Annotated in this window: 20 protein-coding genes; 10 read left to right on the forward strand and 10 right to left on the reverse strand. The window is 66.1% G+C overall.

The genetic code is table 11. The features are described from left to right. Nucleotides 1–6 precede the first annotated feature (6 nt). A complete protein-coding gene (locus Mal64_RS08885; protein ID WP_146399267.1) occupies nucleotides 7–1,332 on the reverse strand; it encodes a redoxin domain-containing protein in 1,326 nt (441 codons plus the stop codon). A 384-nt stretch (nucleotides 1,333–1,716) separates the two neighbouring features. Between Mal64_RS08885 and Mal64_RS08890 the strand changes: the two genes are divergently transcribed. Beyond that, complete coding sequence (locus Mal64_RS08890; RefSeq protein WP_146399269.1) at nucleotides 1,717–2,562, forward strand: 3-keto-disaccharide hydrolase; 846 nt, start codon at nucleotides 1,717–1,719, stop codon at nucleotides 2,560–2,562. A 9-nt stretch (nucleotides 2,563–2,571) separates the two neighbouring features. On the opposite strand, the gene Mal64_RS08895 is transcribed toward Mal64_RS08890, so the two are convergent. The 3 genes from Mal64_RS08895 to mfd all read right to left on the reverse strand — a co-directional run bounded on the left by Mal64_RS08895 (nucleotide 2,572) and on the right by mfd (nucleotide 9,589). Then, complete coding sequence (locus tag Mal64_RS08895) at nucleotides 2,572–4,893, reverse strand: serine/threonine-protein kinase (protein WP_146399271.1); 2,322 nt, start codon at nucleotides 4,891–4,893, stop codon at nucleotides 2,572–2,574. Nucleotides 4,894–5,145: 252 nt separating this feature from the next. After that, a complete protein-coding gene (locus tag Mal64_RS08900; RefSeq protein WP_146399273.1) occupies nucleotides 5,146–6,297 on the reverse strand; it encodes a peptidylprolyl isomerase in 1,152 nt (383 codons plus the stop codon). Nucleotides 6,298–6,316: 19 nt separating this feature from the next. After that, complete coding sequence (mfd, locus tag Mal64_RS08905; RefSeq protein WP_146399275.1) at nucleotides 6,317–9,589, reverse strand: transcription-repair coupling factor; 3,273 nt, start codon at nucleotides 9,587–9,589, stop codon at nucleotides 6,317–6,319. A 234-nt stretch (nucleotides 9,590–9,823) separates the two neighbouring features. On the opposite strand from mfd, the gene Mal64_RS08910 reads away from it, so the two are divergent. The 3 genes from Mal64_RS08910 (at nucleotide 9,824) to pdxH (ending at nucleotide 12,649) form a co-directional block, all read left to right on the forward strand. Continuing rightward, nucleotides 9,824–11,233, forward strand: a complete 1,410-nt coding sequence (locus Mal64_RS08910; RefSeq protein ID WP_146399277.1) for a TrkH family potassium uptake protein — start codon at nucleotides 9,824–9,826, stop codon at nucleotides 11,231–11,233. 94 nt (nucleotides 11,234–11,327) lie between these two features. After that, nucleotides 11,328–11,993: a potassium channel family protein gene (locus Mal64_RS08915; RefSeq protein ID WP_146399279.1), complete on the forward strand. Its 666-nt coding sequence runs from the start codon at nucleotides 11,328–11,330 to the stop codon at nucleotides 11,991–11,993. Between the two features lie 11 nt (nucleotides 11,994–12,004). Continuing rightward, nucleotides 12,005–12,649, forward strand: a complete 645-nt coding sequence (gene pdxH, locus Mal64_RS08920; RefSeq protein WP_146399281.1) for a pyridoxamine 5'-phosphate oxidase — start codon at nucleotides 12,005–12,007, stop codon at nucleotides 12,647–12,649. Here the strand turns inward: pdxH and Mal64_RS08925 are convergent. After that, nucleotides 12,601–12,918, reverse strand: a complete 318-nt coding sequence (locus tag Mal64_RS08925; RefSeq protein WP_197525596.1) for a YrhK family protein — start codon at nucleotides 12,916–12,918, stop codon at nucleotides 12,601–12,603. The genes pdxH and Mal64_RS08925 overlap by 49 nt on opposite strands. Before the next feature lie 112 nt (nucleotides 12,919–13,030). After that, a complete protein-coding gene (locus Mal64_RS08930) occupies nucleotides 13,031–13,543 on the reverse strand; it encodes a ferritin-like domain-containing protein (RefSeq protein WP_146399283.1) in 513 nt (170 codons plus the stop codon). 698 nt (nucleotides 13,544–14,241) lie between these two features. Here Mal64_RS08930 and Mal64_RS08935 point away from each other — a divergent pair. Beyond that, nucleotides 14,242–14,439, forward strand: coding sequence for a cold-shock protein (locus Mal64_RS08935; protein WP_146399285.1), 198 nt, complete (start codon nucleotides 14,242–14,244; stop codon nucleotides 14,437–14,439). Between the two features lie 159 nt (nucleotides 14,440–14,598). On the opposite strand, the gene Mal64_RS08940 is transcribed toward Mal64_RS08935, so the two are convergent. After that, complete coding sequence (locus Mal64_RS08940; RefSeq protein ID WP_146399287.1) at nucleotides 14,599–15,423, reverse strand: alpha/beta fold hydrolase; 825 nt, start codon at nucleotides 15,421–15,423, stop codon at nucleotides 14,599–14,601. A 401-nt stretch (nucleotides 15,424–15,824) separates the two neighbouring features. Between Mal64_RS08940 and Mal64_RS08945 the strand changes: the two genes are divergently transcribed. Both Mal64_RS08945 and Mal64_RS08950 read left to right on the forward strand, forming a co-directional pair. Continuing rightward, complete coding sequence (locus tag Mal64_RS08945; protein ID WP_146399289.1) at nucleotides 15,825–17,876, forward strand: ATP-binding response regulator; 2,052 nt, start codon at nucleotides 15,825–15,827, stop codon at nucleotides 17,874–17,876. Between the two features lie 186 nt (nucleotides 17,877–18,062). Beyond that, nucleotides 18,063–18,974, forward strand: a complete 912-nt coding sequence (locus tag Mal64_RS08950; protein ID WP_146399291.1) for a hypothetical protein — start codon at nucleotides 18,063–18,065, stop codon at nucleotides 18,972–18,974. A gap of 255 nt (nucleotides 18,975–19,229) precedes the next feature. Here Mal64_RS08950 and Mal64_RS08955 read toward each other — a convergent pair whose 3' ends face one another. The 3 genes from Mal64_RS08955 to eno all read right to left on the reverse strand — a co-directional run bounded on the left by Mal64_RS08955 (nucleotide 19,230) and on the right by eno (nucleotide 21,029). Beyond that, entirely contained in the window at nucleotides 19,230–19,442 is a 213-nt protein-coding gene (locus tag Mal64_RS08955; protein ID WP_197525597.1) for a hypothetical protein, read from the reverse strand. Continuing rightward, the gene (locus Mal64_RS20430) at nucleotides 19,435–19,611 is read right to left on the reverse strand and encodes a BrnT family toxin (protein ID WP_146399295.1); all 177 of its coding nucleotides are present in this window, start codon (nucleotides 19,609–19,611) and stop codon (nucleotides 19,435–19,437) included. The genes Mal64_RS08955 and Mal64_RS20430 overlap by 8 nt, the downstream gene beginning before the upstream one ends. A 134-nt stretch (nucleotides 19,612–19,745) precedes the next feature. After that, nucleotides 19,746–21,029: a phosphopyruvate hydratase gene (eno, locus tag Mal64_RS08965; RefSeq protein ID WP_146399297.1), complete on the reverse strand. Its 1,284-nt coding sequence runs from the start codon at nucleotides 21,027–21,029 to the stop codon at nucleotides 19,746–19,748. 369 nt (nucleotides 21,030–21,398) lie between these two features. On the opposite strand from eno, the gene Mal64_RS08970 reads away from it, so the two are divergent. The 3 genes from Mal64_RS08970 to Mal64_RS08980 all read left to right on the forward strand — a co-directional run bounded on the left by Mal64_RS08970 (nucleotide 21,399) and on the right by Mal64_RS08980 (nucleotide 25,061). Next, nucleotides 21,399–22,943, forward strand: a complete 1,545-nt coding sequence (locus Mal64_RS08970) for a matrixin family metalloprotease (RefSeq protein ID WP_197525598.1) — start codon at nucleotides 21,399–21,401, stop codon at nucleotides 22,941–22,943. A 111-nt stretch (nucleotides 22,944–23,054) separates the two neighbouring features. Further along, nucleotides 23,055–24,557, forward strand: a complete 1,503-nt coding sequence (locus tag Mal64_RS08975) for a matrixin family metalloprotease (RefSeq protein WP_146399301.1) — start codon at nucleotides 23,055–23,057, stop codon at nucleotides 24,555–24,557. 96 nt (nucleotides 24,558–24,653) lie between these two features. Beyond that, on the forward strand, nucleotides 24,654–25,061 hold the full coding sequence (locus Mal64_RS08980; RefSeq protein ID WP_197525599.1) for a ComEA family DNA-binding protein: 408 nt from the start codon (nucleotides 24,654–24,656) through the stop codon (nucleotides 25,059–25,061). The last annotated feature ends 63 nt before the right edge of the window (nucleotides 25,062–25,124 follow it).

Below are 25,124 nucleotides of genomic sequence, written 5' to 3' on the forward strand. Positions count from 1 at the left end.
GTCGCGCTACTCGGCGTCTCGGTTCGGGTGCTTCTCGGCCCACTTGTCGAGCTCCGCCCTGGCGAGGTCTTCGCCCGCGATCAACGATTCGAGCTCGCCGGTGAGCTGGGCCTCCAGGTCGGGCCCGAGGCCGACGTGCACCACTTGCACGGAGCCATCCTTGCCGATGATCACGGTGGTGGGGATGCCCTCGACAAGGAACGCCTCGGCCACGCCGTCGCCGGCGTCGTGCAGCACGGTCGGTGCGATGCCGAGGTTCTCAAGGAACTCCGGGATGCCGTCGGTCTCGGCGTCGAGGCTCACGGCGTAGAACGCCACGCCGCGGTCGGCCAGCGTCTCGGTCACCGCGGTGATCTTGGGCAACGCCGCCACGCAGGGGGGGCACCAAGTGGCCCAAAAGTCGAGCACCACGACGTCTTCGCCTACGTGCTGGGCGATGTTGACGACCTCGCCGTTGAGGTTGGGCAACTCGACCTGCGGGGCCTTCTTGCCCAATAGCGCGTGCGGCGGCTCCTCGGGTCGTTCGAAGAACGAATTGATCCGCTCGGCGCCCTCGGGCTCGACGATCGCGAACGCCGCCTCGGTCGGCTTGAAATCGGGCCGCCAGTCGCGGTAACGGAACGTGAGCGTGAACGAGAAGTCGTCGTACTGCTGCGAGGCGGGATGGCCCGCGACCACGTCCGACATATCGGGCACGATGCGCATCGGCAGCGGCGCGTCGCCCGTGGCGATCCACGCCTCCCAGGTGAGCTGGCCGCCGGTTGTGAAACGCATGTGGTGGCAGTCGACGCCTTCGACTTGCTCGACGCCGAGGTAGCCGTCCGAAACGCTCGACATGATCAGGTCTTCGATCGCCATGCGATCGAGGAGGCTCAACGCCATGCCCCCCAGCCCGTTGCCCAGGCTGCGGCTGAGCGGCGAGCGAACGAACGCGCCGATCCCTTGGGAAGTCTGGCTGTCGTCCTCCTCGCCCTCGCCGACCGACTTGAGGGTGTAACGGTTCAGCTCGGGGATCCAGGTAAGAGTCTTCTCCCCGTCGCTGCGGAGAAACACGCCTTGGTCTCCCTCGGTCGGCTCGAAGACAAACTTCGCCGGTCCCTGCTTCTTGTAGCGGTAGACCGATTTTTCGCCGTTGTTCTCCTCGCCCATGACGACCGCCACCTCGGTTTCGAAGTCAACCGATGCGGCCTCCAACCCAGCGACATGCTCCGCCGAAGCGCGGAGCAACTCGAGCGGGTCGGGCGAGTCTTGAGCCACGGCTAGCGGCGCGATCGCGATGGCTCCCAGTGCGAGGGCGTGCGTGAGCAGAGGGCGAAGGGGTCGCAAAGTCATGGGAGGATCCGGTGGGGGAATATCGTGCGATAAGTGAGGCGGCTCACGCAACGCAGGGGTCGAAGCCGGGCGAGGGTTCTCGCCTCACAGGAAATGCTGAGCAACGCTTAGGTTAAGGCAGCGGGGCGGGACGGGCGAGCCCGTCGAGATAGTTTGTGAGATTGGCGGGGTGGCGTCTCACTCTCAAGGCCCTGCGACTACGGCAAGACCGGGTGTGGGGGAGAGAGTCGCCGCCCATTAAATTTAGCCGCAGGAAGCCGCCACAGCGGGCGGCCCGGTTGGTAAACTACGGGGGCTTCTCACGGTTCGTTCGCGCCGCCCCCTGCGGGCCGCCACGAGCCTTATCCCGCAATCTCCTCCAAGACCCAATACCGGACTTCCGCCATGCGCCATCTGACGTACCACCTGCTACCCGCCGTGGCTTGCTTACTTAGCTCTCCTGCTTTTGCCCAGAGCACGGAATACCTGCCCGGCATCGAATGGGACACGCCTCCGGTCGTCGAGCCCGGCGCGACCGACAACGACCCACCGTCTGACGCTATTGTGCTGTTTGGCGGCGAGGACATGTCCGCTTGGGAAAACGGTGAGAACTGGCCAATCAAAGACGGTGTGGTCAGCGCGGCCGACGGCGCCGTCACCACGAAACAGCACTTCGGCGATCTCCAGTTGCACCTGGAATGGTCGGCGCCCACCAAGATCAGGGGCAAGGGACAAGGCCGTGGCAACAGCGGCGTGTTCCTGATGGGCGTCTACGAAGTGCAGGTGCTCGATTCCTACGACAACAGCACCTACCCCGACGGCCAGGCGGGAGCGGTTTACAAGCAGACCCCGCCGATGGCGAACGCGATGCGTAAGCCGGGCGAGTGGAACACTTACGACATCTTCTGGACCGCGCCCAAGCTCGAGGCGGGGCAGGTAGTCGACCCGGCGGTCGTGACGGTGGTGCACAACGGCGTGCTCGTCGTGAACCACTTCGAGCTGGCGGGCGCCACGGCTTGGCACACGCCCCCGTCGTACAGCGACGCGAGCCCGAAGGGCCCGATCAGCCTGCAGGACCACGGCAACCCGGTGCGGTTCCGCAATATCTGGGTCCGCGAGCTCAAGGCGCCGCACGGCGAGCAGGTCCGTGAGCCGATGCTGCACGATCACAGCACGGGCGAGCGGCGGCCCTTCGCCGAGGCGGCGGGGGAAGCGTCTGAGGCCGGCGAAGAAACCGAAGCAAACGGCTGAGACTCACGCCTACGGCGTGAGACGCACAAGCACGCTCGCCTTCAAGTCGTTGATGCCTATCTTGAATTTGCGGACGAAGAACGTCTCGCCGTCGGTCGCCTCGGCGGGCAGCAGTTCGGACTCGAGGGCTTGCTGCGCGCGGCTTTCGATGTCGACCAGGCTTTCTCCCTCACGCCACACGCCGGGCCCGCGCTCGCTGTCCGCCATGAGCCATATGTCGCCGTCGCCCGTGCCGACATAAACCTCGCCGACAACGCTGCGGAGCCCTGCGAGGATCTCTCTCAATTGCCCCGAGATGTCCGCGGCAACCGTCACGACGCCGAACGGGGCGCCCGTCGCCTCGTCGTAGACCATCAGCCCAGACTCCAGGCGCCACTGGCGATACCGGGCGTCGGCAGCGGTCTGCCGGACAATGCTGGCCACCTCGCCCGGCGCCAGCTGAGCGGCGTGCATGAGGAAAGGGGAATTCACTACGTCCAAGCTTATCGCCGGCGCGACGACGATCAGGGACCTGTCGTTCACGCTGCGTTCGACACGGGCCAACTCTCGGAAGCGAACGGCTGGGAGGCGGGCCTCGCCGCCCTCAACAGGTTGGGAGGCGTAATAGGCGACCGACAGATAGTCGGGGTTGGCCCGCAGCATCCCCGAGTAGATCGTCTCGAGCCTTTCGCGCCAGACCACGGGATTGTCTTTGGCAGGATTGGCTTGCGCCTTGATCAGGCCCTGGATCGGCGGCAAGCTCGCGATGAAACGGGTGTTTTTGCCCAGGTCGGTGGTCTCGGCGTGCAGCTTCAGCTCGATCTCATGGGCGTCGCCTCGCATGCGATCGAACACCCGTTGCCGATCGGCCGATTGCGCCTGCCTCATCACGAAGGCCGACGACATAGCGGCCGCAAAGAGCACCGCAGCCGCCGCCGTCAGCAACCTGCTGAGATACGGCCGGCGGCCGAACCAGCGTCGCAACTGGGCCCTCGGGGGCTCGGTGTACGCCGACACCGGTTCACCCGAAAGCCAGAGCTGCAGGTCTTCCGCCAGGGCGGTCGCCGATTCGTACCGCGTGTGAGGACGCCAGGCCATCGCCTTGGCGCAAATGGCGGCGAGTGCCTTGTCGACATCGGGCGTGAACGCCTCGACCGTGGGGCTCGGCCCCGCGGCGATCTTGGTCACGATGTCGCGCTCACCGCGGCCCGAATCGAGCATCTCGGCGTGCAGCAACTCGTGCGGCGAGCAGCCGGTCAGGATGCTGAACAGGATGCCGCCCAACCCGTAGATGTCGGTCCGCTCGTCGATGTCGTCGATCCGCCCCGCCGCCTGCTCGGGCGACATGTACAGAAGTGTGCCGAGCAGTTGCCCCTCGCGGGTCTGCAAGCCGAGCCCGTAAGCCCCCCCCGAATCGGAGACCCGCTCGGGCGCCAGATCGTCGAGCACCTTGGCCAGCCCCCAATCGATGACGATCACTTGGTCGAAGCTGTCGATCACCACGTTGTCGGGCTTCAAGTCGCGGTGCACCACTTTGTGGGCGTGGGCGTGACCCACCGCGTTGCAGATGCTTATCAGATCGCGCAGCAAATGCCTCAGCCGCAGAGGGCTTTCGACGCCCTCTTCACGGCGGTGGTGGTGCTCAAGGATCTCGTCCTGGAGCGTCTTCTTGCCCAAGAACCGCATCGTGTAGAAAGCCGCGCCGGTCTCCTTGTCGCTGCCCATCTGGTGGATCGGCACGATGCCCGGGTGCTCGAGCCGACCGGTGATCTCCGCCTCGCGACGGAAGCGGTCGACCAATTCGGGCGAGGGGCAGTCGTCGTCGGAAAGCTCCTTCAGGGCAACCACGCGGTCGAGCATCTGATCACGCGCAAGCCACACGCGGCCGAGGCCCCCCTGGCCGAGCTTGCGGAGGAGTTCGTAGCGGCCCTCGGCGCGACGCACGCTGCTCTCGCCTATGCCGACCCCAACGCCCACCCTGAGCAGCCGCGCAACGCGGCCCCCTTTGTCGTACTGCTCGAGCGCCTCGATGAGGGAGCTGCCGGCGCTGAGCTTGGTGTTGGTGGCGGCTCGCGCCGTATCGGAGTCGCTGATGCGTTTCGCCGCCCGGCGTTTAATATCTTCGGCCCGCTCCGAGGAAAGCTTCTCGGCGCCGACCAAGTGCTCGGCTAGGGGCGTCGATCCGTGGATCGACCAGTTTCGGATGACCGAAGCGAGTTGATGGTCGTTGACCGTGCCCGATTCAAGAAGCTCACTCGCAAACGCGACGTCAAAGCGCTGCTTAGCTATGGCGCTAGCGTTGCCCGCTGCGTCACCTTGAGGGGGATTCGTCGAGGGGGATGAGCCGCTCATGGCGCCTGTGTTATCAAAGCGTGTACAAAAGCGGCTGGAATTGCCAGCCGACTGTCTATACAGCGATGATAGTTCTCAGACCGCCAAGAGACCACTATTCGCGTGAAGGCCTAAACGGGCCAACTTGCCCTCGAGTCCAGGCAGTCACACGGCTATAGAAGAGCCCGTCGCAATAGCATCCCCATTTCGCAGCGACACAAAACGGCTCCATTGCGAAAAAACCACACACGCAACCGCTACAGGCGGTGCGATCTAGCGCTGCGCGGGCGCTTCGGCCTGAGCCACCTCGGGGCGTTTCAGGTCGCCGGTGAAGACGGTCCAGATCCGGGCCGATTCCTTCATTTTGGCGACCTTGCTGTTGATCACTTTGTCGAAGCGTTCGCTGCGGATCTTCGTGCGGATATCGGACTGCACCTCCCGGAAGGGGGTGTGCCCCGCCTCTTGGCGCTCGATGACTCGCACGATGTGAAACCCTTGCGGGCTCTCGAGAATGGGGCTCATCTGGCCGACCGGCAGCTCGAACAAGGCGCGATCGATCGCCTCGCTGGCCAGCGCGCCTTGGGTGGTCCAGTCGTGGCCTCCCCCGTCGGCGGCGCTAAAGCCGTGCGACGAGCTCTTGGCGATCTCGGTGAACGCGGGGCCCGCGCCGGCCGAAACCGACGCCTGATGCGCCACGTTGCCGAGTGTGGCGATCGCCCGCCAGGCGTCGCCTTTCGTTTGGAAACGATCGAAGTGGACCGCCAGCTCCTCCCACCGCGCGCGATTCGGCACGGCGTACTCTTCCTGGTGCTCGGCGTAGTAGGCGAGCATGTCGTCGTGCGTGACTTCTTTGTTGTAGTCGATGTTCTCTTGCAGCCAACTGCGGGCGATCATCTTCTGGAAAAAGTCGGCCTTCCGCTCGGCGAGAGTTGTCCCGAGTTCGTTCAGACGCTCTTCCAACTGGCTGATGTCGTCGACCCCCACACGCTCCATCAGGACCGGGGCCTCGTTCTTGTAGAAAGTCGACTCCATGCTGCGATGGATCGCGGCGAGGTCGGCCTTGGGCGCCTTGCGACGGAAGTCGGAGTAAAACAGCTTGAGGTCGAGCATGGCCATCAGGCTCTGCTGCATCAGCATCCGCTTGACCATTTCCATCTCAGCCGGTGGGACCTGCGACCGCATCTCGGGCGGCATGGTCGCCAGCCGTTGCTCGATCTGCAAGTTGACCTCCCACATCAACTCGCCCGCCAGGATGACCTGGTCGTTCACCTTGGCGACGATCTCGCACTCCTCGATCGGCTGGGCCTCGTTGGCGCGGGCCGCCGGCGCGAAAGCGGCGGCGAACAAAGCGATCGTGGTGAAAACCAGCGGGGCGGAAATGCGGTGCAGGGCGCGCAAAGCGACTTCTCGTTGGGGACGGGGCAAAGTGCCGAGCGGCGGGAGTCTAGGGGGCCTCCGACACCGGCCGCAAGAGCGATTTCGCCGCCCGCAGCGGGCCGTCGGACTCTTGGGCTAGCGTGCCGAGCGGCAGGTACGCCTCGGTGGCGTCGGCCACGCGCAGCGCGCCGTCGGTCGAGGCCACCAGCCGTGCTAGCTTGTCGCGGGACGAGTAGCCGAGCACCAGGTAGTCGTCCTCGCGCCGCAGGGTGTGAACGCCCCAGCCGTGCGCCCAGACGCGCAGGCGAGCCATCTCGACGAGCGTGAGCGCCGGCTCCGGCGGGGGGCCGAAGCGGTCGGCCAGCTCCGCGGTGAAGTCGTCGACCTCCGCCTCGGTGGCGGTGCGGGCCAGGCGCCGATAGAGGTCGATCTTGTCACGCTGGTCGCCGACGTAATCGCCCGGCAGGTGGGCGACCACCGGCAGGTCGACGTTCACCTCGACCGAGTCCCGCGCGGGCAGGCTCTTGAGCTCCCTGACCGCCTTCTCGAGCATCGTGCAGTACATCTCGTAGCCGACCGTGGCGATGTGCCCGCTCTGCTGCGACCCCAAGAGGGCCCCGGCGCCGCGGATCTCGAGGTCGCGCATCGACAAAGCAAAGCCGGCGCCGAGCTGGCTGAACTCCTCGATCGCCCGCAGCCGGCGGGCCGCCTCGGGGTTGAGGTGCTTGTTCTCGTCCACCAGCAGGTAGCAGTAGGAGCGCCTCCCGGAGCGACCCACCCTGCCCCGCAGCTGGTGCAGGTCGGCCAGGCCGTAGCGCTCGGCGTCGTCGATGATCATCGTGTTGGCGTTGGCGATGTCGAGACCCGACTCGATGATCGTGGTGGCCAGCAACACGTCGCACTCGTGACGCACGAAGCGTGTCATGACCTCCTCGAGCTCGCCGCCGGTCATCTGAGCGTGCCCCACCTCGACGCGCGCCTCGGGCACGATCTCGCGCAGCCTCGTGGCGACCGCCTGGATGTCGTGCACGCGGTTGTGGACGAAGTACGCCTGCCCGTCGCGGCTGAGCTCGCGCAGCAGGGCGTGGCGCACCATCTCGGCGTTGAACCGCGTGACGCGTGTCTCGACCGCCAACCGGTCGGCCGGCGGGGTCTCGAGGTTCGAGATGCTCCGCACGCCCAAGAGCGCCATGTGCAGCGTGCGGGGGATCGGCGTGGCGGTCATCGTCAGCACGTCGACCATCGCCCGCAACGCCTTGAGACGCTCCTTCACCGCGACCCCGAACCGCTGCTCCTCGTCGATGATGACAAGCCCCAGGTTCTGGAACTCGACGTCGGCCGAGGCGAGCCGGTGCGTGCCGATGAGCACGTCGACCGCGCCGCCCGCCGTCCGCTTGAGGGTCTTGTTCTGCTCGCCCTTGGTGTTGAAGCGGCTGATCCCCTCGATCACGAACGGGAACTCGGCCATCCGCTCGGTGAACGTGCGGCGGTGCTGCTCGGCGAGCACCGTGGTGGGGGCGAGCACCGCGACCTGGTAGCCGGCGTCGATCGCCTTGAAAGCCGCGCGCATGGCGACCTCGGTCTTGCCGAACCCGACGTCGCCGCACAACAGGCGGTCCATCGGCTTGGTCTGCTGCATGTCGGCCTTGATCGCCGCGATCGCCTCGACCTGATCGGGCGTGGCGTCGTAGGGGAACGACGCGTCGAACTCGCGCTGCCACTCGGTGTCGGCCGGGTAGCGGATGCCGGGCCGGGCGTCGCGTCGGGCCTGGATCTCGAGCATGTCGGAGGCCAGGTCGGCCACCGCCTCGTACGCGGCCCGCTTCTGCCGCTGCCAACTGGCGCCGCCGATCTTCGCCAGCGCGGGCTTGAGCTTCTTGCCGCCCACGTACTTCTGCACCAGCTCGATGCGTGAGGCGGGCACGTATATCCGCGTGCCGCCGTCGTACTCGATCTCAAGGTGCTCGTAAGCGCGGCCCTCCTTCTCGACGAGCTTCATGCCGCGGTAGCGGCCGATGCCGTGCGAGACGTGGACCACGAGGTCGCCCTCGCGGAGCTCGAGGAACGTGTCGATCGCACGCCCCGCCACCATGCGGGCTTTGCCGCGGGCCACGTCGTGGCGGTTGAACAGCTCGGCGCTGCTCATCACGACCACCGGCTCGGCGCCCACCAGTCGGAAGCCTTGGCTGAGCTGGCCGATCTCCAGCCGCAGCCGCCCCTCCTTCGCCATCGTCGTGGAGCCCAGCAATTCGGTGAGCCGCTCGATCTCGGCCTCGGTCGGGCACACGACCACGGCCTCCTGACCGCCGCCGATCGCGTCGAGCTCGTCGCGCACTCGGTTCGCGTCGCCGCTGAAACGCTCGACCGACTCGAACCCGAGGTGCCCCGTTTCTTCGAGCGAGCCGGCCGGCACGCCGGCGGCCGTCACGCTCGGGTACTTGTAGATCTCTGCGAGCGTGGTCCGCACGCTGTGCAACTCGCCCGGCCGGCTGGAACGCTCGTGGAAGTAGCGCCCCTCCTCCTGCAGGTCGGAGGGCTCGACCATCAGGAACCACGCGCCGCTCGGCGCGTAAGCCGTGAAGTGCGCCCGGCTCGGCGCCGCGGGGTCGAGCATCGTCACGTCGACCCAATCGACCGAGCCCAAGCTGCGCTGGGTGGCGACATCGAACTCGCGGATCGATTCGATCTCGTCGCCAAACAGCTCGAGGCGGGCAGGGTGCTCGGCGTCCGGGGCGTAAAGATCGAGGATGCCGCCCCGCAGGGCGAACTCTCCCGGCAACTCTACGGCCGTGGTGCGGTGGCAGCCGTGGTCCACCAGCCAACGAGAAAGCTCCTCGGTGTCGAGTTCGGCGCCGACCGCTAGCCGGCGGGTCCCTTCGGCGAGCGTGTCGCGCGCAGGCACGGGCTGCAGCAGCGCCTGGATGCTCGCCACGACCAACCGCGGACCGTCCGTCCCGCCGGCGGCCAGGCGTTTGAGCGTGCGGAGCCGAGAGCCGTGGGCCTCGTCGTGGGCCACCCTCTCGCTGGCGTCGGCCTGCCACGCCGGGAAGGGCGCCACGCGGTCGCGGGTGAACAATTCCAGGTCGGACGAGAAGGCCGCCACGTCGCCGTCGTGCGGCAGGACGACCACCACCGGGCCGTCCGCTTCGGTTCGCCGGCCGGCCAAGGCCGCCGCGACGAGGGCGCGCGAAGCCCCCCAGACTCCGCCGAGCGTGCCGCTGTGGCCCGCCTCGAGGCTCGCCGCGACGCGGGCGAAGTCATCCTGTACGCCAAGTTGGGCGGCCAGCCGCCCCAGCCGCGCGGCGGGCTCCTGGCCGACCGCGGACGCTATGCTACTCACGCCACGATTCTAGGCGAGCCAGTGGCCCACGGGTAGTCGAGCCTCCGATGGTCACGGGCCCCGACGCGGGCAAGAATCCCTGCACTCCCGCGGGCCGCCCCTGTTGGTCGCTTGCCGCAAGCATAGAATGGCGTCACTGGCACCGACGCCGTCGCACACGCCCTTACGGGTTGAGAGATCACAGGGCGATCACGCGGCGGCGTTTTTCCGTACCGGCCCCGTTTGGCGCCCCTCATGCCACAGTTTGCTGGCTCGATCAATCAGTACCCGGCTCGCGCGTCGCTCTCTTGGTACGCGGCGCTGATCGTCATTGGGTTCCTGACCCTCTATTTCATCCCTAGCTGTGCGGGGGATTCGGAGGCGCCGATCTCGCTGCTCGAGGCGTTGTTCACCGCCACCAGCGCGGCGTGTGTCACCGGCCTGACGGTCCGATCGACGAGCGGCGATTTCTCGATGCTCGGCCAGGGGATCATCCTGGCCCTGATCCAGCTGGGCGGGATCGGCATCATGACGGTCACGACTTTTATCGTCGTGCAGTTCAACAAGCGGGGCAGCATCCGCCAGCGGCAGGTCGTGGCCGAGACCCTCGGCGCCAGCGGCGACAACGACCTCAGGCGGATCCTTTGGAAGGTCATCGCGATGACCCTCGGCTGCGAGGCGCTCGGCTTCCTGGTCCTCGCAAGCCACTCGCTGCTGCGGTTCGACCACTACCAGGAGCTCGGGCTCTGGGCCACGCGTGGCGAGGCGCTGTGGCACGCGCTGTTCCACTCGGTCTCGGCCTTCTGCAACGCGGGCTTCTCGCTCAACGACGACAGCCTCGTGCCGTTCGCCGGCGACCCGATCGTGACATTGACCATTGGCCTGCTGATCGTCGTCGGCGGGCTCGGCTTCCCCGTGTTCAACGACCTGTGGCGCCACCGCCACAGCCTCCGCCAGAACTACTGGAAGCTGCTCCAGATGCACACCAAGATCATGCTGCTCGGCACCGCCGCGTTGCTGCTGTTTGGTTTCGCCAGCTTCTTGGTGCTGGAGTGGGACGGCGCGATCAGCGACGCCTCGCTGATGTCGAAGCTCAACGTCGCGATGTCGCACTCGATCAACTGCCGCACCGCCGGCTTCAACAGCGTCGAGATCCCACAGATGACCAACGCGATGTTGTTCATCTCGATCGTGCTGATGTCGATCGGCGGCGGGCCGTGCTCCACGGCGGGCGGGTTCAAGGTGACCACCGCCGCGATCATCGCCATGCGGGCGTGGTCCACGTTCCGCGGATTCCCCAGGGTAAACCTCTACCGCCGCACGATCCCGCCGCACGCCGTCGAGCGGGCGATCGCCACGGCGATGCTGTTCGCCGCCGTGGCTGGCCTCGCGCTCACCACGATCTTGGTGATCGAGCAATCGGGCGCGGGCCACCTCAGCAGCAAGGGGTTGTTCTTGGAGGCGCTGTTCGAGATCATCTCGGCGCTGGGCACCGTGGGGCTGAGCACCGGGCTCACCAACACGCTGAGCGACGTGAGCCTGCTGATCGTCGTCGTGCTGATGCTGCTCGGCCGGTTGGGCCCGATCTCCACCTTCGCCGCCCTGTCGTACGGCCAGCGGAGCGAGCCGATCGAGTACCCCAACGAGGAGCCGCTGGTGGGCTGACGCCCTCGAAGAACCGTAGAAGATAGAAAGCAGAGCAGGAGATTCCGGCTCGCCTTCCCCTGACCTCCGACCTCTCACCTCCGACCCCACTTTCATGGCTGAAACCAAGCAATTCGTCGTCATCGGGCTCGGTTCGTTCGGCGGGGCGCTCGCCACACGGCTCTCGCAGAACAGCTGCCGGGTGACCGGCATGGATTCGAACAAGGAGAGTGTCGAGGCGCTCAAGGACGTGCTCTACGAGGCGGTGATCGGCGACGCCCGGGACCGCGACTCGATCGCCCACCTGCCGGTCGACTCGGCCCACGCGGTGTTCATCAGCATGGGCGAAGACATCACCCAGTCGCTCTTGGCCACGCTGCACGCCAAGGAGCTCGGCGCCCGCCAGGTGATCGTCAAGGGCGTCACCCAGGAGCACGCCCGCATCCTCAAGTGCCTGGGCGTCGACCGGGTGATCTTCCCCGAGACCGAGATCGCCCGCCAGTTGGCCGACCGCATGACCTGGCCGAACGTGATCGACTTCTTGCCGATCGACCCGGAGTACAGCTTTCTCGAGATCGCGATGCCCGACACCTACTCGGGCAAGACGCTCCAGGACCTCGACCTGCGCAAGAAGTTCAACATCTGGGTCGTGGGCGTCAAGGACGCGCTCTCCGGCAAGCTGGAGATGTTTCCCGGCGGGCAATACACCCTCTCCGCCGACCAGGTGCTGCTCGTGGTGGGCAAGCAAGAGGATGTCAGCAAGATCGCCAGCATGACCTAAGGGAACCAAAGATGTCGTTCGCCGAGATGCGTAAGAATTACATGCTCCACGGACTCAACGAGGCCGACTGCGACGCAAGCCCCTTTGCGCAGTTCGAGCAATGGATCATCGAGGCGTCCGATCAGAAGCCGGGCGACTGGTTCGAGGTGAACGCGATGACCCTCTCGACCGCGTCGAACGAGGGGGCGGTTTCGTCGCGGCAGGTCTTGCTCAAGGGCTTCGACACGGAGGGGTTTGTCTTCTACACCAACTACTCTTCCCAGAAAGGCAGCGAGCTGGCGGAGAACCCCCGCGCCGCGCTCAATTTCTTTTGGCCCCACATCGAGCGCCAAGTGCGCGCCGAGGGCGTGGTGACCAAGACCGACCGCGAGCTTTCGTCCGCCTACTTCCATTCGCGTCCGCGGGAGAGCCAGCTGGGAGCGATTGTGTCGGATCAGTCGAGCGTGATTGAGAGTCGCCAAGCGTTGGAAGAGAAGTACGCCGCCGCCGAGCGCGAGCACAAAGACGTCGAGATCCCGCTGCCCGACACCTGGGGTGGCTACCGCGTGGCTCCGACGATGTTCGAGTTCTGGCAAGGCCGCGTCGGCAGGCTCCACGACCGTCTGCGCTACACGCTCGAAGAGGGCGAATGGGTGCTGCGCCGCGTGGCGCCGTGATGGATTTTCACCGCGTGCGTCGATAAACGACGGGCCTTCGCCACGATTTCCGGCACGCTGTGGAACAGCAGCAAGCACGATCCAACGATAAACAGCCAAACGCCGGCGTGTTTCGTGGCCGCGCTCAAGAAGCAAACGCTACCCACGAGGAACATCGCGTTGCCCAGCGTTCCGAACAAGCTGACCATCAGCTCCTGTCGGTCGTGCAACGAGGCCGAGCCTGTATCGTCGGCTTGCTCCACCCTTGCGGGCCCTGCTGAGTTGTTCATCGGCGGTCGTTGATTGTTTTAGCTTGAAGACCTAGCCAAACCGCTCCCGAGCGACCGGCGAGGCCGCGGCCTCGCCGGTCGCACTGCTGCAACAGCGCCTCGGCCATCGCATCTAAGCCTGAGGCGAGGCGACGTTGGCGTACGATTCCGCAATGCGAGTGAGCTTCTTATCGGCGGCCCCCTCTTCGTCCAGGGTCTCCTGCAGCAGATCTGCCGCCCGCTGCATGCCGAGTTGATTGGCCAACGCGCGGGCCGTGCCGTAGCCCGCCATCTCGTAGTGCTCCACCCGTTGGGCCGAGGCAATCAGCGCCGCGTCGAGGACGGCCGGGTCGCCTTTGGCGCTGACAAAATCATCGCCCTCACTGATGAGCCCCTTCATCGCGTCGCACGAGTCGCGTTCGGGCTCCATGTCGAGCAGCGAGAAGATCTGCTCGAGCCTGCGCACGTGGCCCTCGGTCTCTTGCAGATGGCTTCGGAACGCCTCTTTCAATTCCGCAGAGTCGGCCGCGTCGGCCATCTTGGGCAGCGCCTTGGTGAGCCGGTGCTCGGCGTCGTACAGGTCTTCCAACTGGACCAAGAACAGTTCATTGAGTGTGTCGAATTGCCTGCTAGTGAAGAGTCCCATTTCCATGCTCCTGATAAGGCTTGAAGTACGGTCTCGAAGAGGCGCGGCCCCTCCCCACGCTGGCGGGGGCGATGACGGCAACGCCTAGAGCGGTTTTCGAATTGGTGTGGACGAGCGGGGAAGCGATTGGCGGCGTGGCGAGGAAGCCGAAGCAGGCAATGCGGTGCATTGTCGATGCAGGCTGACGAAGCCATGACGCCGATCGCGAGCCGAGCGTCTGCACCAATGAGCAAACCGCTCTAGCAGCGATCTAGGCAAAACCTATGCCTGACTCAGCTCGCACAACTCCAACGCTGGTCGAGAGTTCATTTACGCCCTAATTTGCCGACTCATTTAACAAGCCCGATCGCAGCGAGGGTTCCACGCTATCGCTCGCCACTCGCTGAGCGAGCGGCAGGCACGCGGCTCAGCCGATGGCCGGCTTGGTTTCCGTGAGAACAAAATCGGGGCGTCGGCATATCGGGAGGCGGATGAAAAAGCCCTTTCTCAGAGGCCGCTACGGAGAAGCCAAGTGCGGCTGGGAGCACTGAGATGGCGCCGGCGCCGACCTTTTCAGGCGATTCCGAGATTCCCGAGGGAATATTGCACCGCTGGGGAGCGTATGGGAGTAGATTGTCGTCTTGCGCATGCGAGGCGGCCGGGCCCTGTCGGACCGGGAACCGTCTCCTTCTTCGTTTTTAGGTAGTTGAGACATAGTAATGGCTGAAGGCACGATTAAGCGGATCACGGACAAGGGTTTTGGGTTCATCAGCATTGGTGGCGACAAGGACCTGTTCTTCCATCACTCGAACGTTGAGGGCGCCGCCTTTGACGATCTGCGTGAGGGTCAGCAGGTGACGTACAACCCCGGTCAGGGCCCCAAGGGTCCGCGGGCTGAGAACGTGACGCCCGTCTGATTGAAAGAGCCCAACGCGGGGTCCCACTCTCGGCCTTCAAGCCTAGGCGAGACGCCGTATAAGTTGGCACAACGAAAAACCGTCCGCGGCCTTTACGGCCGCGGACGGTTTTTTTGTGCGCCGACGCATCTATCGCATCTGCTCCAAAAAGCCTGCCGCTTACGAACGAGCAAACTCCAGCAGGTCTTCGTTCAACCGCTCGCGGTGAGTGACCGTCACCCCGTGCGGCGCCCCTTCGTACACGACCAGCCGCGCCCCTTCGACCAATTCGGCCGACGCCTTGCCCGCGGCTTCGATCGGCACGATCTGGTCGTCGTCGCCGTGGATGACGAGCGTCGGCAGGTCAAAACCCTTGAGGTCCTCGGTGAAGTCGGTTTCCGAGAACGCCTTGATGCAGTCGTAGGCGTTCTTGTGCCCGGCCATCATGCCTTCGCGCCAGAAGGCGTCGATGACGCCCTGCGAGGCCTCGGCGCCGGAGCGATTGAAGCCGTAGAACGGCCCGCTCGCTAGGTCTAAGTAGAGCTGCGAACGGTCGGCGAGCGAGTTGGCGCGCAGCTCGTTGAAAACATCGATCGGCGAGCCCTCGGGGTTCGACTCGGTTTTGAGCATCAGCGGGGGGACCGACGACACGAGCGCCACACGGGCCACACGGTCAGCGCCATGGCGGCCGATGTAGCGAGCGACCTCGCCGCCGCCGGTCGAGAAGCCGACCAGTGTGACCTCGCGGAGATCGAGCGTTTCGATCAACCGGGCGAGGTCGTCGGCGTAGGTGTCCATCTCGTTGCCGTCCCACGGCTGATCGGACCGCCCGTGACCACGCCGGTCGTGCGCTACGCAGCGTAGACCCTGCGAAGCCAGGTGCATCATCTGCGACCCCCAGCTGTCGGACGAGAGCGGCCAGCCATGGCACAGCACAACCGCCGGCCCAGAGCCCCAGTCCTTGTAGTAGATCTGCGTGCCGTCGTTGGTTTTGAAGTAACTCATCGTGAGCGGTTCCTTAATGATTGATCGCGAACGCCCGAGCGTAGGCTCCCGATAACGGCGCCCCGTCGGTCAACGCTGCAATTCTCGCACCGTGGTTGCGTGGGAGGTAGCAGTGACTCCGGCACACGGTTTGAGTAGTTGATTCGAATAGCTGAGTTGAGTGGTGCTCTCACCAGCAATTTAATCAATCCTGCGCGGCGTGCTGGTCGCATTGCGACCAGCACGAGAGACGCTCCCGCTCCCATAGCAACGATTCAAACGGGTAATCGCACGCTGAAGTTCAATAAATCCCAAGAGTCACCGCTGTCCGCTTGCCGTCGCGGCCCACCTATGGGCAAAATCCAGGAATCAGATAAGGAGAACGCCCTCGGGTAGTTCTTCATCACCCCGCGGCGCCAGGCATGCTCAGCTTCTTGTTCGACACCGACGGGTTTCCCGCGCGCTGGTTCTGTGGCACGGCGTGGCAAGACGAGCCTTGGCTCGGCTGGATGCACATCATCGCCGATCTCGCCACGGCGGTCGCCTACACGGCGATCCCGGTGATGATGATTTTCGCGCTGCGCAAAACCAAGCAGATCCCCGAGCCGCGGCTGCTGATGCTGTTTGCGGTGTTTATCTTGGCCTGCGGCTCGGTCCACCTGATCGAAGCCATCATCTTCTGGACGCCGGTCTACCGACTCTCGGCGGTCGCCAAATCGGTCACAGCGATCGCCTCGCTCGGCACGGTGGCGGTGCTGGCGGTTCGCCTGCCGCGACTGCTCGCGCTGCGCAGCCCCGAGGTGCTCGAGTCGTTGGTGCGGGACCGAACGCAGCGTCTTGAGGATACGGCCGGGCGGCTCGAGCTCGTGCTGTCGGCCGGCGCCATGGGCGCCTGGGACTGGAACCTCGAGACCAACCGCATCGTGCTCGACGAGGCCGAGATCGAGCTGACCGGCTTGTCGGGCGATCCGGTCGGTGAAGTCGGCAACCAAGAGCTCGACATCTCCGCGTTCTTCGACATCATCCACGCCGACGACCACGAGGAGCTCGACGCGGCCCTGCGTGAGTCGATCGACCACGGCGTTCCTTACGAGCACTCGTTCCGCATCACCACGCCGCAAGGAGTCGAGAAGTGGATCGCCGGCCGCGGCCGGCTCATCGTCGAGCCGGGCGAGCCGAGGCGGTTGGTGGGCGTGAACTACGACGTCACGGCTATCAAGCAAAGCGAGGGCGAGTTGGCCGAGGCGCGGCGCCTGGCCGAGGCGGCCAGCGAGGCGAAGTCGCGGTTCCTCGCCAACACCAGTCACGAGATCCGCACCCCGCTCACGGCCATGCTCGGCTGCGCCGAGTCGCTCGTACGTGAATCGCCCGACGAGACGACCACCGAGACCGCCACGGTGATCAAGCGGCAGGGCGAGCTGCTGCTGCGCATCCTGAACGACGTGCTCGATCTGTCAAAGATCGAAGCGGGACGCATGACCCTGCGCCGCAAGACTTGCGACCTGCGGGCGATGTTCGAGGACATCCACTCGCTGCTCGAGCCACAGGCCGAAGCGAAGGGTCTCGCCCTATCGGTCGAGGTCGATCCCAACGCGACACACAGCCTGCGGACCGACCCGGTGCGGGTGCGGCAGGTGCTGCTGAACCTCGCCTCCAACGCGGTGAAGTTCACCGAGAAAGGCTCGGTCTCGATCTGCGCGGAAGAGGCGGCCGCAGAGGAGGGTCTCGCCGAAGGCCTATCCGACGGTCCCCAACAGGACCCCGATGCGGAACAGCAGCGTTGGCTGCGGCTCCGTGTTAGCGACACGGGGCCCGGCATCCCCGAGGAGCATCAGCAAGCCGTCTTCGAGGCGTTCCACCAGTCCGACGCGGCGATCGGCCCCGACGGCGCCAGCCGCGGCACCGGCCTGGGGCTCACCATCGCCGCCCGACTGGCGCGGATGCTCGGCGGCCGGCTCGACCTGAACAGCCGCTTGGGCGAAGGCGCCGAGTTCACCTTCTGGCTGCCGCTCGTCGAGGCCACGCCTAAGGGTGGGTCGAGCGACAAGGCGGGCGCCGCTCGCGCCAACGGCGCCGACTCGCCCCAACGACGCGGCCGGATCCTCGTGGCCGAGGACACCCCGAGCATCCAGTTCTTGCTGCGCAAGATCCTCACGCCCCACGCCACGCGGCTCGACGTGGTGGGAGACGGTCAGGCGGCGGTCGACGCGGCCCGCTCGGCTCGCGACGCCGGCCAGCCGCACGACGCGATTTTGTTAGACATGACGATGCCGATTCTCGGCGGGCACGAGGCGGCCCAGATCTTGCGCTCCGAGGGATTCTCCACGCCGATCATCGCGCTCACGGCCGGCGCGATGGTGGGCGACCGCGAACGCTGTCTAGCGGCCGGCTGCACCGAGTATCTGGCCAAACCGCTCGACTGGGACGCCCTGGAAGCCGCGGTTCAGACCGCTCTGGCCGATTCCGAAGGCTGAGCGTGCGGGCCGCCCCAGGTTGCCCGTCGTAGCGAGAGGCGTAGACTGAATCCACCCAGCGCCCCTACCGCGTCTTGGGTCTTTCTCGGCGCCCCCTCTGCTCGGCGCCACCCGCCCCCCTCGATCCGACCGCGTCTTGCCGCGTCGATCCCTTCCTGGACCCCTCCGATCTTCGCCATGAAGCCCATGAAGCGTTCTGTGTATTTATTGACCGCCATCGTCACCGGACTCATCGTGACCGGAATCGCCACCGTTGGCGCGTCGTCCTGCTTGGCGGCGAATCGCTCCGCCCCCGCCGCCGCGCAATCCGCTCCCGTGTGGGGCGACGATTACTACACGGCGTACCGCGATGCGGCCGACAGCGGCCGGATGCTGCTCGTGTTCCTCACGCCAACGGGCGACTCGACCCGGGCCGAGGCGATCGACAACGCGGTCGCCGCGCGGCCGCGTATGGGCGAGCGGTTGAACGACTTCGTCCTCTGCCGACTGCCGCTCGACGCGACGCTCGACAGCGAGGGCCAACCGCAACGGCTGATCGACTCCGCGGCGTTCCGCGAGCTGCACGGCGGCGCGGGTGTCGTGATCATCGACCTCGAGAACAAGGACGCTCCGTTCTACGGCCACGCCGTCACGGCGTTGCCGCTCACGGGCGGCAAGTACTACCGGTGGAGCATCGACGGCTTGGCGGCGGCCCTCGATCTGCCGGCGGGCACGCTTTCGCAGCGGTCGCTCGTGTGGGCGGTGCGCACCCACCCCGAGGCGCCGCAAAGCACCGGCGGCGAGTTCCACCCGGCGCTCGTCGAGGGCGCCCGCGCGCACGCCGCCTACCAGGCGCGCCTGCGTCAGCAGGGCCACCAAAACTTCAGCTCGCGCTTCCAGCGGCTCCGCGGCCAGGTCGGCATGGGGAGCGTCAAAGAAGTGTGCGCCGAGAGCTGGCCGAACCAAACGCTCATCGACTCGGTGGTCGATTGCGTCGCCAGCTGGCGCCAGTCGTCGGGCCACTGGAACGGCGTCCGCGCGCCGCACCGTTCGTACGGCTACGACATCAAGCTCGGCGGCGACGGCGTCTGGTACGCCACGGGGCTGTTCGCCGATTGAGCGTACCCAAGCCGAGGCCAGCACCACGCTCCGTAGCCCCCTTGATCGCTAACGAGCAGACCTTGGCTCGAATGCTCCACGAACGGCCCCGGATGGCGACGCCGGGGCCGTTTTGCTTGGTTCGATGCCTAAGTTGCATAGCGGTATGCGATGACCGTGAACCACGCCAGCAAGCGCTAAGCTAGTGGCCTAGGCCATCCGCGCAGGCTAGGCCTACTCCCAGGGCGACACGCTCGCATAGCTTGGTCGCTTGGCTTACTTGGTATCGATGCCCCTATCGATCAAGCCACGCAGCGCAGCGTTGACGGCGTCGCTCGTGGGAAACGCCTTGTACACGTCCGGGTCGGGCAGCACGACATTGGTACCTTGCCGGTAGCGCTCGGCGTGCTTGCCCCGGCCGAGCGAGGGCATGCGCTCGAAATCGTACTCGGGGCGTAGGTCATCGATAGGCTTTGTAGGTTCATCCATTTTCATAAACCTTGCGTTCGCGAGGCGTAGCAAGCCGGGCGCTGATTAGGCGGATGCGCTCATTACGGTCGGTGTGGCTCACGACGAGAATCCGATCACTCTTACCATGGCCCAGCCGAAGATACCGGTCCTCGTCAAAGGAAACGCCGTACTTGCGCAGGTTATTCAAAGCTTATGCTTCGTCCCATTCGATTCCACAAAGCTATTATCCCAGCATACCCAAAAAGGCGGCCACGAGCTTCGCTCGCGGCCGCCCCTTGGCGTTTCGTCTTGGCGTTCTTAGCGTTCTTGGCGGTTCTTAAATCAGCCCAGCTTCGCCGCAAACGCCGGCCCGCCGTATTGGGCCGAGTCGCCCAGCTGCTCCTCGATCCGCAGCAGCTGGTTGTACTTCGCCATGCGGTCCGAGCGGCTCGCCGAGCCGGTCTTGATCTGGCCCGTCTGCAGCGCCACCGCCAGGTCGGCGATCGTGCTGTCCTCGGTCTCGCCCGAGCGGTGCGACGTGACGCTCGTGAACCCGGCGCCGTGGGCCATGTGGATCGCGTCGATCGTCTCCGTGAGCGAGCCGATCTGGTTGACCTTGATCAGGATGCTGTTGCCGATCCCCTCATCGATGCCGCGGGCGAGCCGCTCGACGTTGGTGACGAACAGGTCGTCGCCCACGAGCTGGCAGGTCTTGCCGATCTTGTCGGTGAGCATCTTCCAGCCCTCCCAGTCGTCCTCGTCGCAGCCGTCCTCGATCGAGCAGATCGGGTACTTGCCGGCCCAGCCGGCGAGCAGGTCGACCATGCCCGTGGGGTCGAGCTCTTTGCCGTCGATCTTGTAGACCTTCTTGTCGGAGTCAAAGAACTCCGAGGCGGCGCAGTCCATGGCGAACCAGACCTGCTCGCCCGGCTTGTAGCCCGCCTTCTCGATGGCGGTGAGGATGATGTCGAACGCCTCGGCGTTGGCGCCCAGGTTCGGGGCGAAGCCCCCCTCGTCGCCGACGCTGGTCGACAGGCCCTTGTCCGAGAGAACCTTCTTGAGGCTGTGGAAGATCTCGCAGCCGCAGCGGAGCGCTTCGCTGAAGTTGTCGAAGCCGAGCGGCATCACCATGAACTCTTGGATGTCGACCGAGTTGTCGGCGTGCTCGCCGCCGTTGAGGATGTTCATCATCGGCGCCGGCAGCAGCCGGGCGTTCGAGCCGCCGAGGTAGCGAAACAGCGGCAGGTCGGTGTACTTGGCCGCCGCGTGGGCCGTGGCGAGCGACACGCCGAGGATGGCGTTGGCGCCGAGCTTCGACTTGTTCGGCGTGCCGTCCAGATCGATCATGCGGGTGTCGAGGCCGATCTGGTCCAAGCCGTCCATGCCGATCAGCTCGTCGGCGAGCACCTCGTTGACGTTGTCGACGGCCTTCAGCACGCCCTTGCCGAGGTACACGTCCTTGTCGCCGTCGCGCAGCTCGTTGGCCTCGTGGGCGCCGGTGCTGGCGCCGCTGGGAACGGCGGCTGTGCCGGTCGATCCGTCGGCGAGCGTCACATCGACCTCGACCGTGGGGTTGCCGCGGCTGTCGAGGATCTGGCGGGCGTGGATGTCGACGATCGTGCTCATAGCGAAACCTGGATTGCGAAAGTTAGGAGGTGGGAGGCCCGGGTGGGGGCCTGTTTGCAGTTTTTGGCGGGGCGCCGCCGGCGCCGCGGCCCGGCAGGGGGCGTCGCGGCGGCGAGCCGTCATTTTAGGGGCGGGCGGCTCGCTGTCGAGCGTCCGCTCGCCCGCGGCTTGCGACCGGCCGGAATAACCCCTGCTAGCCGGCCGAACCGTCTGTTGCGGCCCTCTCGGCCTGCCGCTCCCCAGCCCGGGCCGGGGCCCTTCTCGCTCGGACTGTCTAAGATGGATGGTGCCGGTCTTCCCCCCGGGCAAAGCGGCCTGCCTCTTGAAATACAGGGCGACGGGCAGGGGCCACCGATCCAAAGACATCACTTGCAACGACCCTTGAGCCAACCCGAGTCAACCAGCCGAAGCGGCCCCCGCAACACCGCGTGGCCGCCACGACGCTCGCCCTACCGGCGCGGCGCCTTGCTGCTTGTCGCCGCGTTGGCGGTGGTCGCCGCTGGCGCCGCGGCCGAGGCGTACGAGGCCGCGAGTCGCTGGACCACCACATCGCACGGTTCCACAGGCGAATGGGGCGACCCGGCGGCAGTCCGCTGGAGCCTCGTCCCCAACGGCACGATCATCGGCGGCCAAGGGCCGAGCGATCTGATCGCGAAGCTCGACGACTACTTCGATGTCACGTCGCCCACGGGCGACCTGACCACCAGGCCGTGGTTCCCGATCTTCCAGCAATCGTTCGATCGCTGGGAGGAGCTTTCGGGGCTCACGTTCCACTACGAGTCGAACGACGACGGCGGCGCGATCGGTTCCTCGGGGTCGCCGTCGGGCCAGATCGGCGTGCGCGGCGACATCCGCATCGGCGGCGCGACGATCGATGGCGAGAACGGCCTGTTTGGCTACAGCTATTTCCCGAACCACAGCGACATGGTGCTCGACTCCGAAGAGGAATCGCTCTTCACCTACGCGGCAATCGACCACCGCCAGTTCCGCAACCTCTTGATGCACGAGATCGGCCACGGGCTCGGGCTCGAACACGTCAGCTCCGAGGACGCCGCCTTCTTGCTCGATGCGACGCTCAGCGTCCAGTTCGACGGCCCGCAGCACGACGACCTGCTCGGCGTCCACGCCCTGTACGGCGACCGGCTGGAGAAAACCTTCGGCGGCCTGGGCAACAACACCGTGTCGACTTCCGCCTCGCTTGGCGCCCTGGCGCCGGGCGGCGTGCTGGAGATCGGCTACGGGGCGGGCGAGAACCCGCTCACGATCGACGCCAACGCGACCGACTTCGTGAGTGTGTCGAACCAGTACGACTACGACTACTACACGTTCTCAGTCGAGGCGCCCACGACGATCGACCTCGTGCTGACGCCGCTGGGCGGGGTCTTCGACATGGGGGGCGAAACGGTCGACTCGCGTGCGGCAAGCAACCTGGAGCTGTCACTGATCGCGTTGGGCGGATCGCTCGTGCTGGCCGAGGCGAAATCGGCGCCGACCGGCGCGGCCGAGTCGCTCTTGGGCTACGAGCTCACCCAGGCCGGCGACTACTTCGTGCGGGTCCGCGGCTTTGACCTCACCAACCATCACAGCGAGATCGACGGCGCTCAGCTTTACGGGCTGAGGCTCACAAGCGAGGCGACGGCCCCCGCCCTGCCGGGCGATTACAACGGCGACGGCTTCGTCGATAGCGCCGACTTCACCGTGTGGCGTGACACACGCGACTCGTCGGTCTCCCCCTACTCGGGCGCCGACGGCGACGGCGACGGAGTCGTTGGCGCGGGCGACTACACGGTGTGGGTCGACCACTTCGGCCAGGCGTTGCCGTCGGCAAGCCATTCGGTCCCCGAACCCTCGGCGCTCACGCTGCTAGCAGTTTCTGGCGTTTTTTTGGGTCGACGGCGAGCCCAACACGCCTAGAGTCGCATCGTGAGGGAGGACTCAGTTAGACTCGGTTTGCCCCCCGTGTCCATCTTGCTCGATCAGCGCCGAGCCGCGCTTCCACCGTCTCTGAACCAACGAGCGACGCCCATGCCGCCGTACCGCCGCGTCCGCTCGCTGACCATCGCCGCGACGCTGCTCGCCGCCTCTGCGTCTGGTGGGGCTCACGCGTTCGTCCCCGGCGACCGCTGGACCTCGACCTCAAGCGGTTCGGCGGGCGACAGCGGAGAGGCGATCTCGCTCACCTGGAGCCTCGTGCCGGACGGCACTCTCATCCCGGACGACGGGTACGGCTCGAAGAACAGCAATCTGATCGCAACCCTCGACACGCTGTTCGACGTCGAGGCGGGCGCCGGCATGAGCGGCGCCGACTTGATGACCCGCCCTTGGTTCGAATACTTCGACCGTTCGTTCTCCCGCTGGAGCGAGCTGACGGGCGTGACTTACACGTACGAAGCGAACGACGACGGGCTGACCTCAAGGCTCGGCTTCCTGTCGGGCTTCCCGGGCTTGCGCGGCGACGTGCGGATCGGCGGCGCGTTCCTCGATGGCGTCAGCAACGAGGATGGCGATGTGCTCGCCTACAATTACTTCCCCAATAACGCCGACATGGTGATCGACACCGGCGACCCTTCGCTGTTCACCACCGCTGAGAACGACCACCGGCTGCTGCGCAATGTCATCATGCACGAGGCGGGCCACGGCCTCGGGCTCGAACACAGCTCATCATTCGGCGACGATTTCTTGATGGAGCCCTCGATCAACGTCGACTTCGATGGGCCCCAACACGACGACCTGCGCGGCGTCCACTGGTTCTACGGCGACGCCCTCGAGAAGGGGGGCGGCAACGGGTCGACCTCCACCGCCACCCCGCTCGGCGCGCTCACCGCCGGCGCCACACTCGCCGTGGGGCTCGACGGCGACGGCGTGGCGGTCGACGAGTCGGAAACCGACTTCGTCAGCATCGCCAATCAGTTCGACGACGACTACTTCGCGTTCACCGTCGCGGCGGCCACGACGCTCAACCTGGTAGCGACGCCGCTCGGCGCCGAGTTCGATCAAACGGGACAGCCGTTCAACACCCGTGAAACGAGCGACCTGCGTCTGGCGTTCTACGGCCCCGGGGGCGGGTCGCCGATCGCCGAGAGCGTGGCGGCGGGCTCCGGCGAAGCGGAGTCGCTCACCGGGATCTCGATCAGCGAACCGGGCGAGTACTACGCGCGGGTGTGGGCCGAGGACAACACGAACAGCTCGTCGGAAATCGACATCGTGCAGTTCTATCAGCTCGCGATCACCGACTTATCGACGCCCTCGCCCGCGCTGCCGGGCGACTACAACGGCAACGGCGTCGTCGACGCGGCCGACTTCACAGTGTGGCGCGACACACGCGACACGGCGGTTGCGAACGCGTACGAAGGCGCCGACGGCGATGGCGACGGCCTCATCGGCCCGGGCGACTACACCGTGTGGGTCAATCATTTCGGCCAGACACTGCCGGCGCCGGGCCTCTCGGCCCCCGAGCCGGGGGCGTTCTCACTGCTCGCCTTGGGAGGCAGTCTCTTTTTTGCTCGCCGAAGAACGGCACGCGGATAAACGCGGATTTCAGGGATGTGCGTGGCTAGAATGATCTCTGTCCGCGTCGATCGGTTCGATCCGCGTGCATCCGCGCTTAATTCTTTGCACCGCCCCATGCCCGAGCCGCTCATCCGCCGCGCCGACCAGCTAACGATCGCCGTGCTGACGGCTGTCGCCCTGGCGGGCATGGCGGCCTGGTGGTCGGCGCACGGCGGACGCGAGGGGCTCGTCGAGATCGACCGCGCGGCGCCGCTCGACTACGAATTCCTCGTCGACGTGAACCGCGCCGAGTGGCCCGAGCTGGCGCAGCTGCCGGCCATCGGGCCGGTTCTCGCCCGGCGGATCGTCGCGAGCCGCGACCGCGAAGGCCCGTTCCGTTCGATCGAAGAGCTCGACCGGGTCAACGGCATCGGGCCACGAACGCTGGAGGGGATGCGGCGTTACCTGCTGCCGATCGCCGGCGGCGAGCAAGTGGCTGGCGGTGAGGAATCGGCCGTCCGACATCGGCGGCCACGTGGATGAATCACGTAAGCATCTCCTATTGGCCGATACCTTACCTTGGCCCACCGCCGCTCACTTTGAGCC

The organism is Pseudobythopirellula maris, from assembly GCF_007859945.1.
GTDB lineage: Bacteria > Planctomycetota > Planctomycetia > Pirellulales > Lacipirellulaceae > Pseudobythopirellula > Pseudobythopirellula maris.

Coding starts and splice junctions, on each gene's coding strand:
- Mal64_RS08885 (WP_146399267.1), bottom strand. CDS start 1,332: ATGACTTTGCGACCCCTTCGCCCTCTGCTCACGCACGCCCTCGCACTG.
- Mal64_RS08890 (WP_146399269.1), top strand. CDS start 1,717: ATGCGCCATCTGACGTACCACCTGCTACCCGCCGTGGCTTGCTTACTT.
- Mal64_RS08895 (WP_146399271.1), bottom strand. CDS start 4,893: ATGAGCGGCTCATCCCCCTCGACGAATCCCCCTCAAGGTGACGCAGCG.
- Mal64_RS08910 (WP_146399277.1), top strand. CDS start 9,824: ATGCCACAGTTTGCTGGCTCGATCAATCAGTACCCGGCTCGCGCGTCG.
- Mal64_RS08915 (WP_146399279.1), top strand. CDS start 11,328: ATGGCTGAAACCAAGCAATTCGTCGTCATCGGGCTCGGTTCGTTCGGC.
- pdxH (WP_146399281.1), top strand. CDS start 12,005: ATGTCGTTCGCCGAGATGCGTAAGAATTACATGCTCCACGGACTCAAC.
- Mal64_RS08925 (WP_197525596.1), bottom strand. CDS start 12,918: ATGAACAACTCAGCAGGGCCCGCAAGGGTGGAGCAAGCCGACGATACA.
- Mal64_RS08930 (WP_146399283.1), bottom strand. CDS start 13,543: ATGGGACTCTTCACTAGCAGGCAATTCGACACACTCAATGAACTGTTC.
- Mal64_RS08935 (WP_146399285.1), top strand. CDS start 14,242: ATGGCTGAAGGCACGATTAAGCGGATCACGGACAAGGGTTTTGGGTTC.
- Mal64_RS08940 (WP_146399287.1), bottom strand. CDS start 15,423: ATGAGTTACTTCAAAACCAACGACGGCACGCAGATCTACTACAAGGAC.
- Mal64_RS08945 (WP_146399289.1), top strand. CDS start 15,825: ATGCTCAGCTTCTTGTTCGACACCGACGGGTTTCCCGCGCGCTGGTTC.
- Mal64_RS08950 (WP_146399291.1), top strand. CDS start 18,063: ATGAAGCGTTCTGTGTATTTATTGACCGCCATCGTCACCGGACTCATC.
- Mal64_RS08955 (WP_197525597.1), bottom strand. CDS start 19,442: ATGGATGAACCTACAAAGCCTATCGATGACCTACGCCCCGAGTACGAT.
- eno (WP_146399297.1), bottom strand. CDS start 21,029: ATGAGCACGATCGTCGACATCCACGCCCGCCAGATCCTCGACAGCCGC.
- Mal64_RS08975 (WP_146399301.1), top strand. CDS start 23,055: ATGCCGCCGTACCGCCGCGTCCGCTCGCTGACCATCGCCGCGACGCTG.
- Mal64_RS08980 (WP_197525599.1), top strand. CDS start 24,654: ATGCCCGAGCCGCTCATCCGCCGCGCCGACCAGCTAACGATCGCCGTG.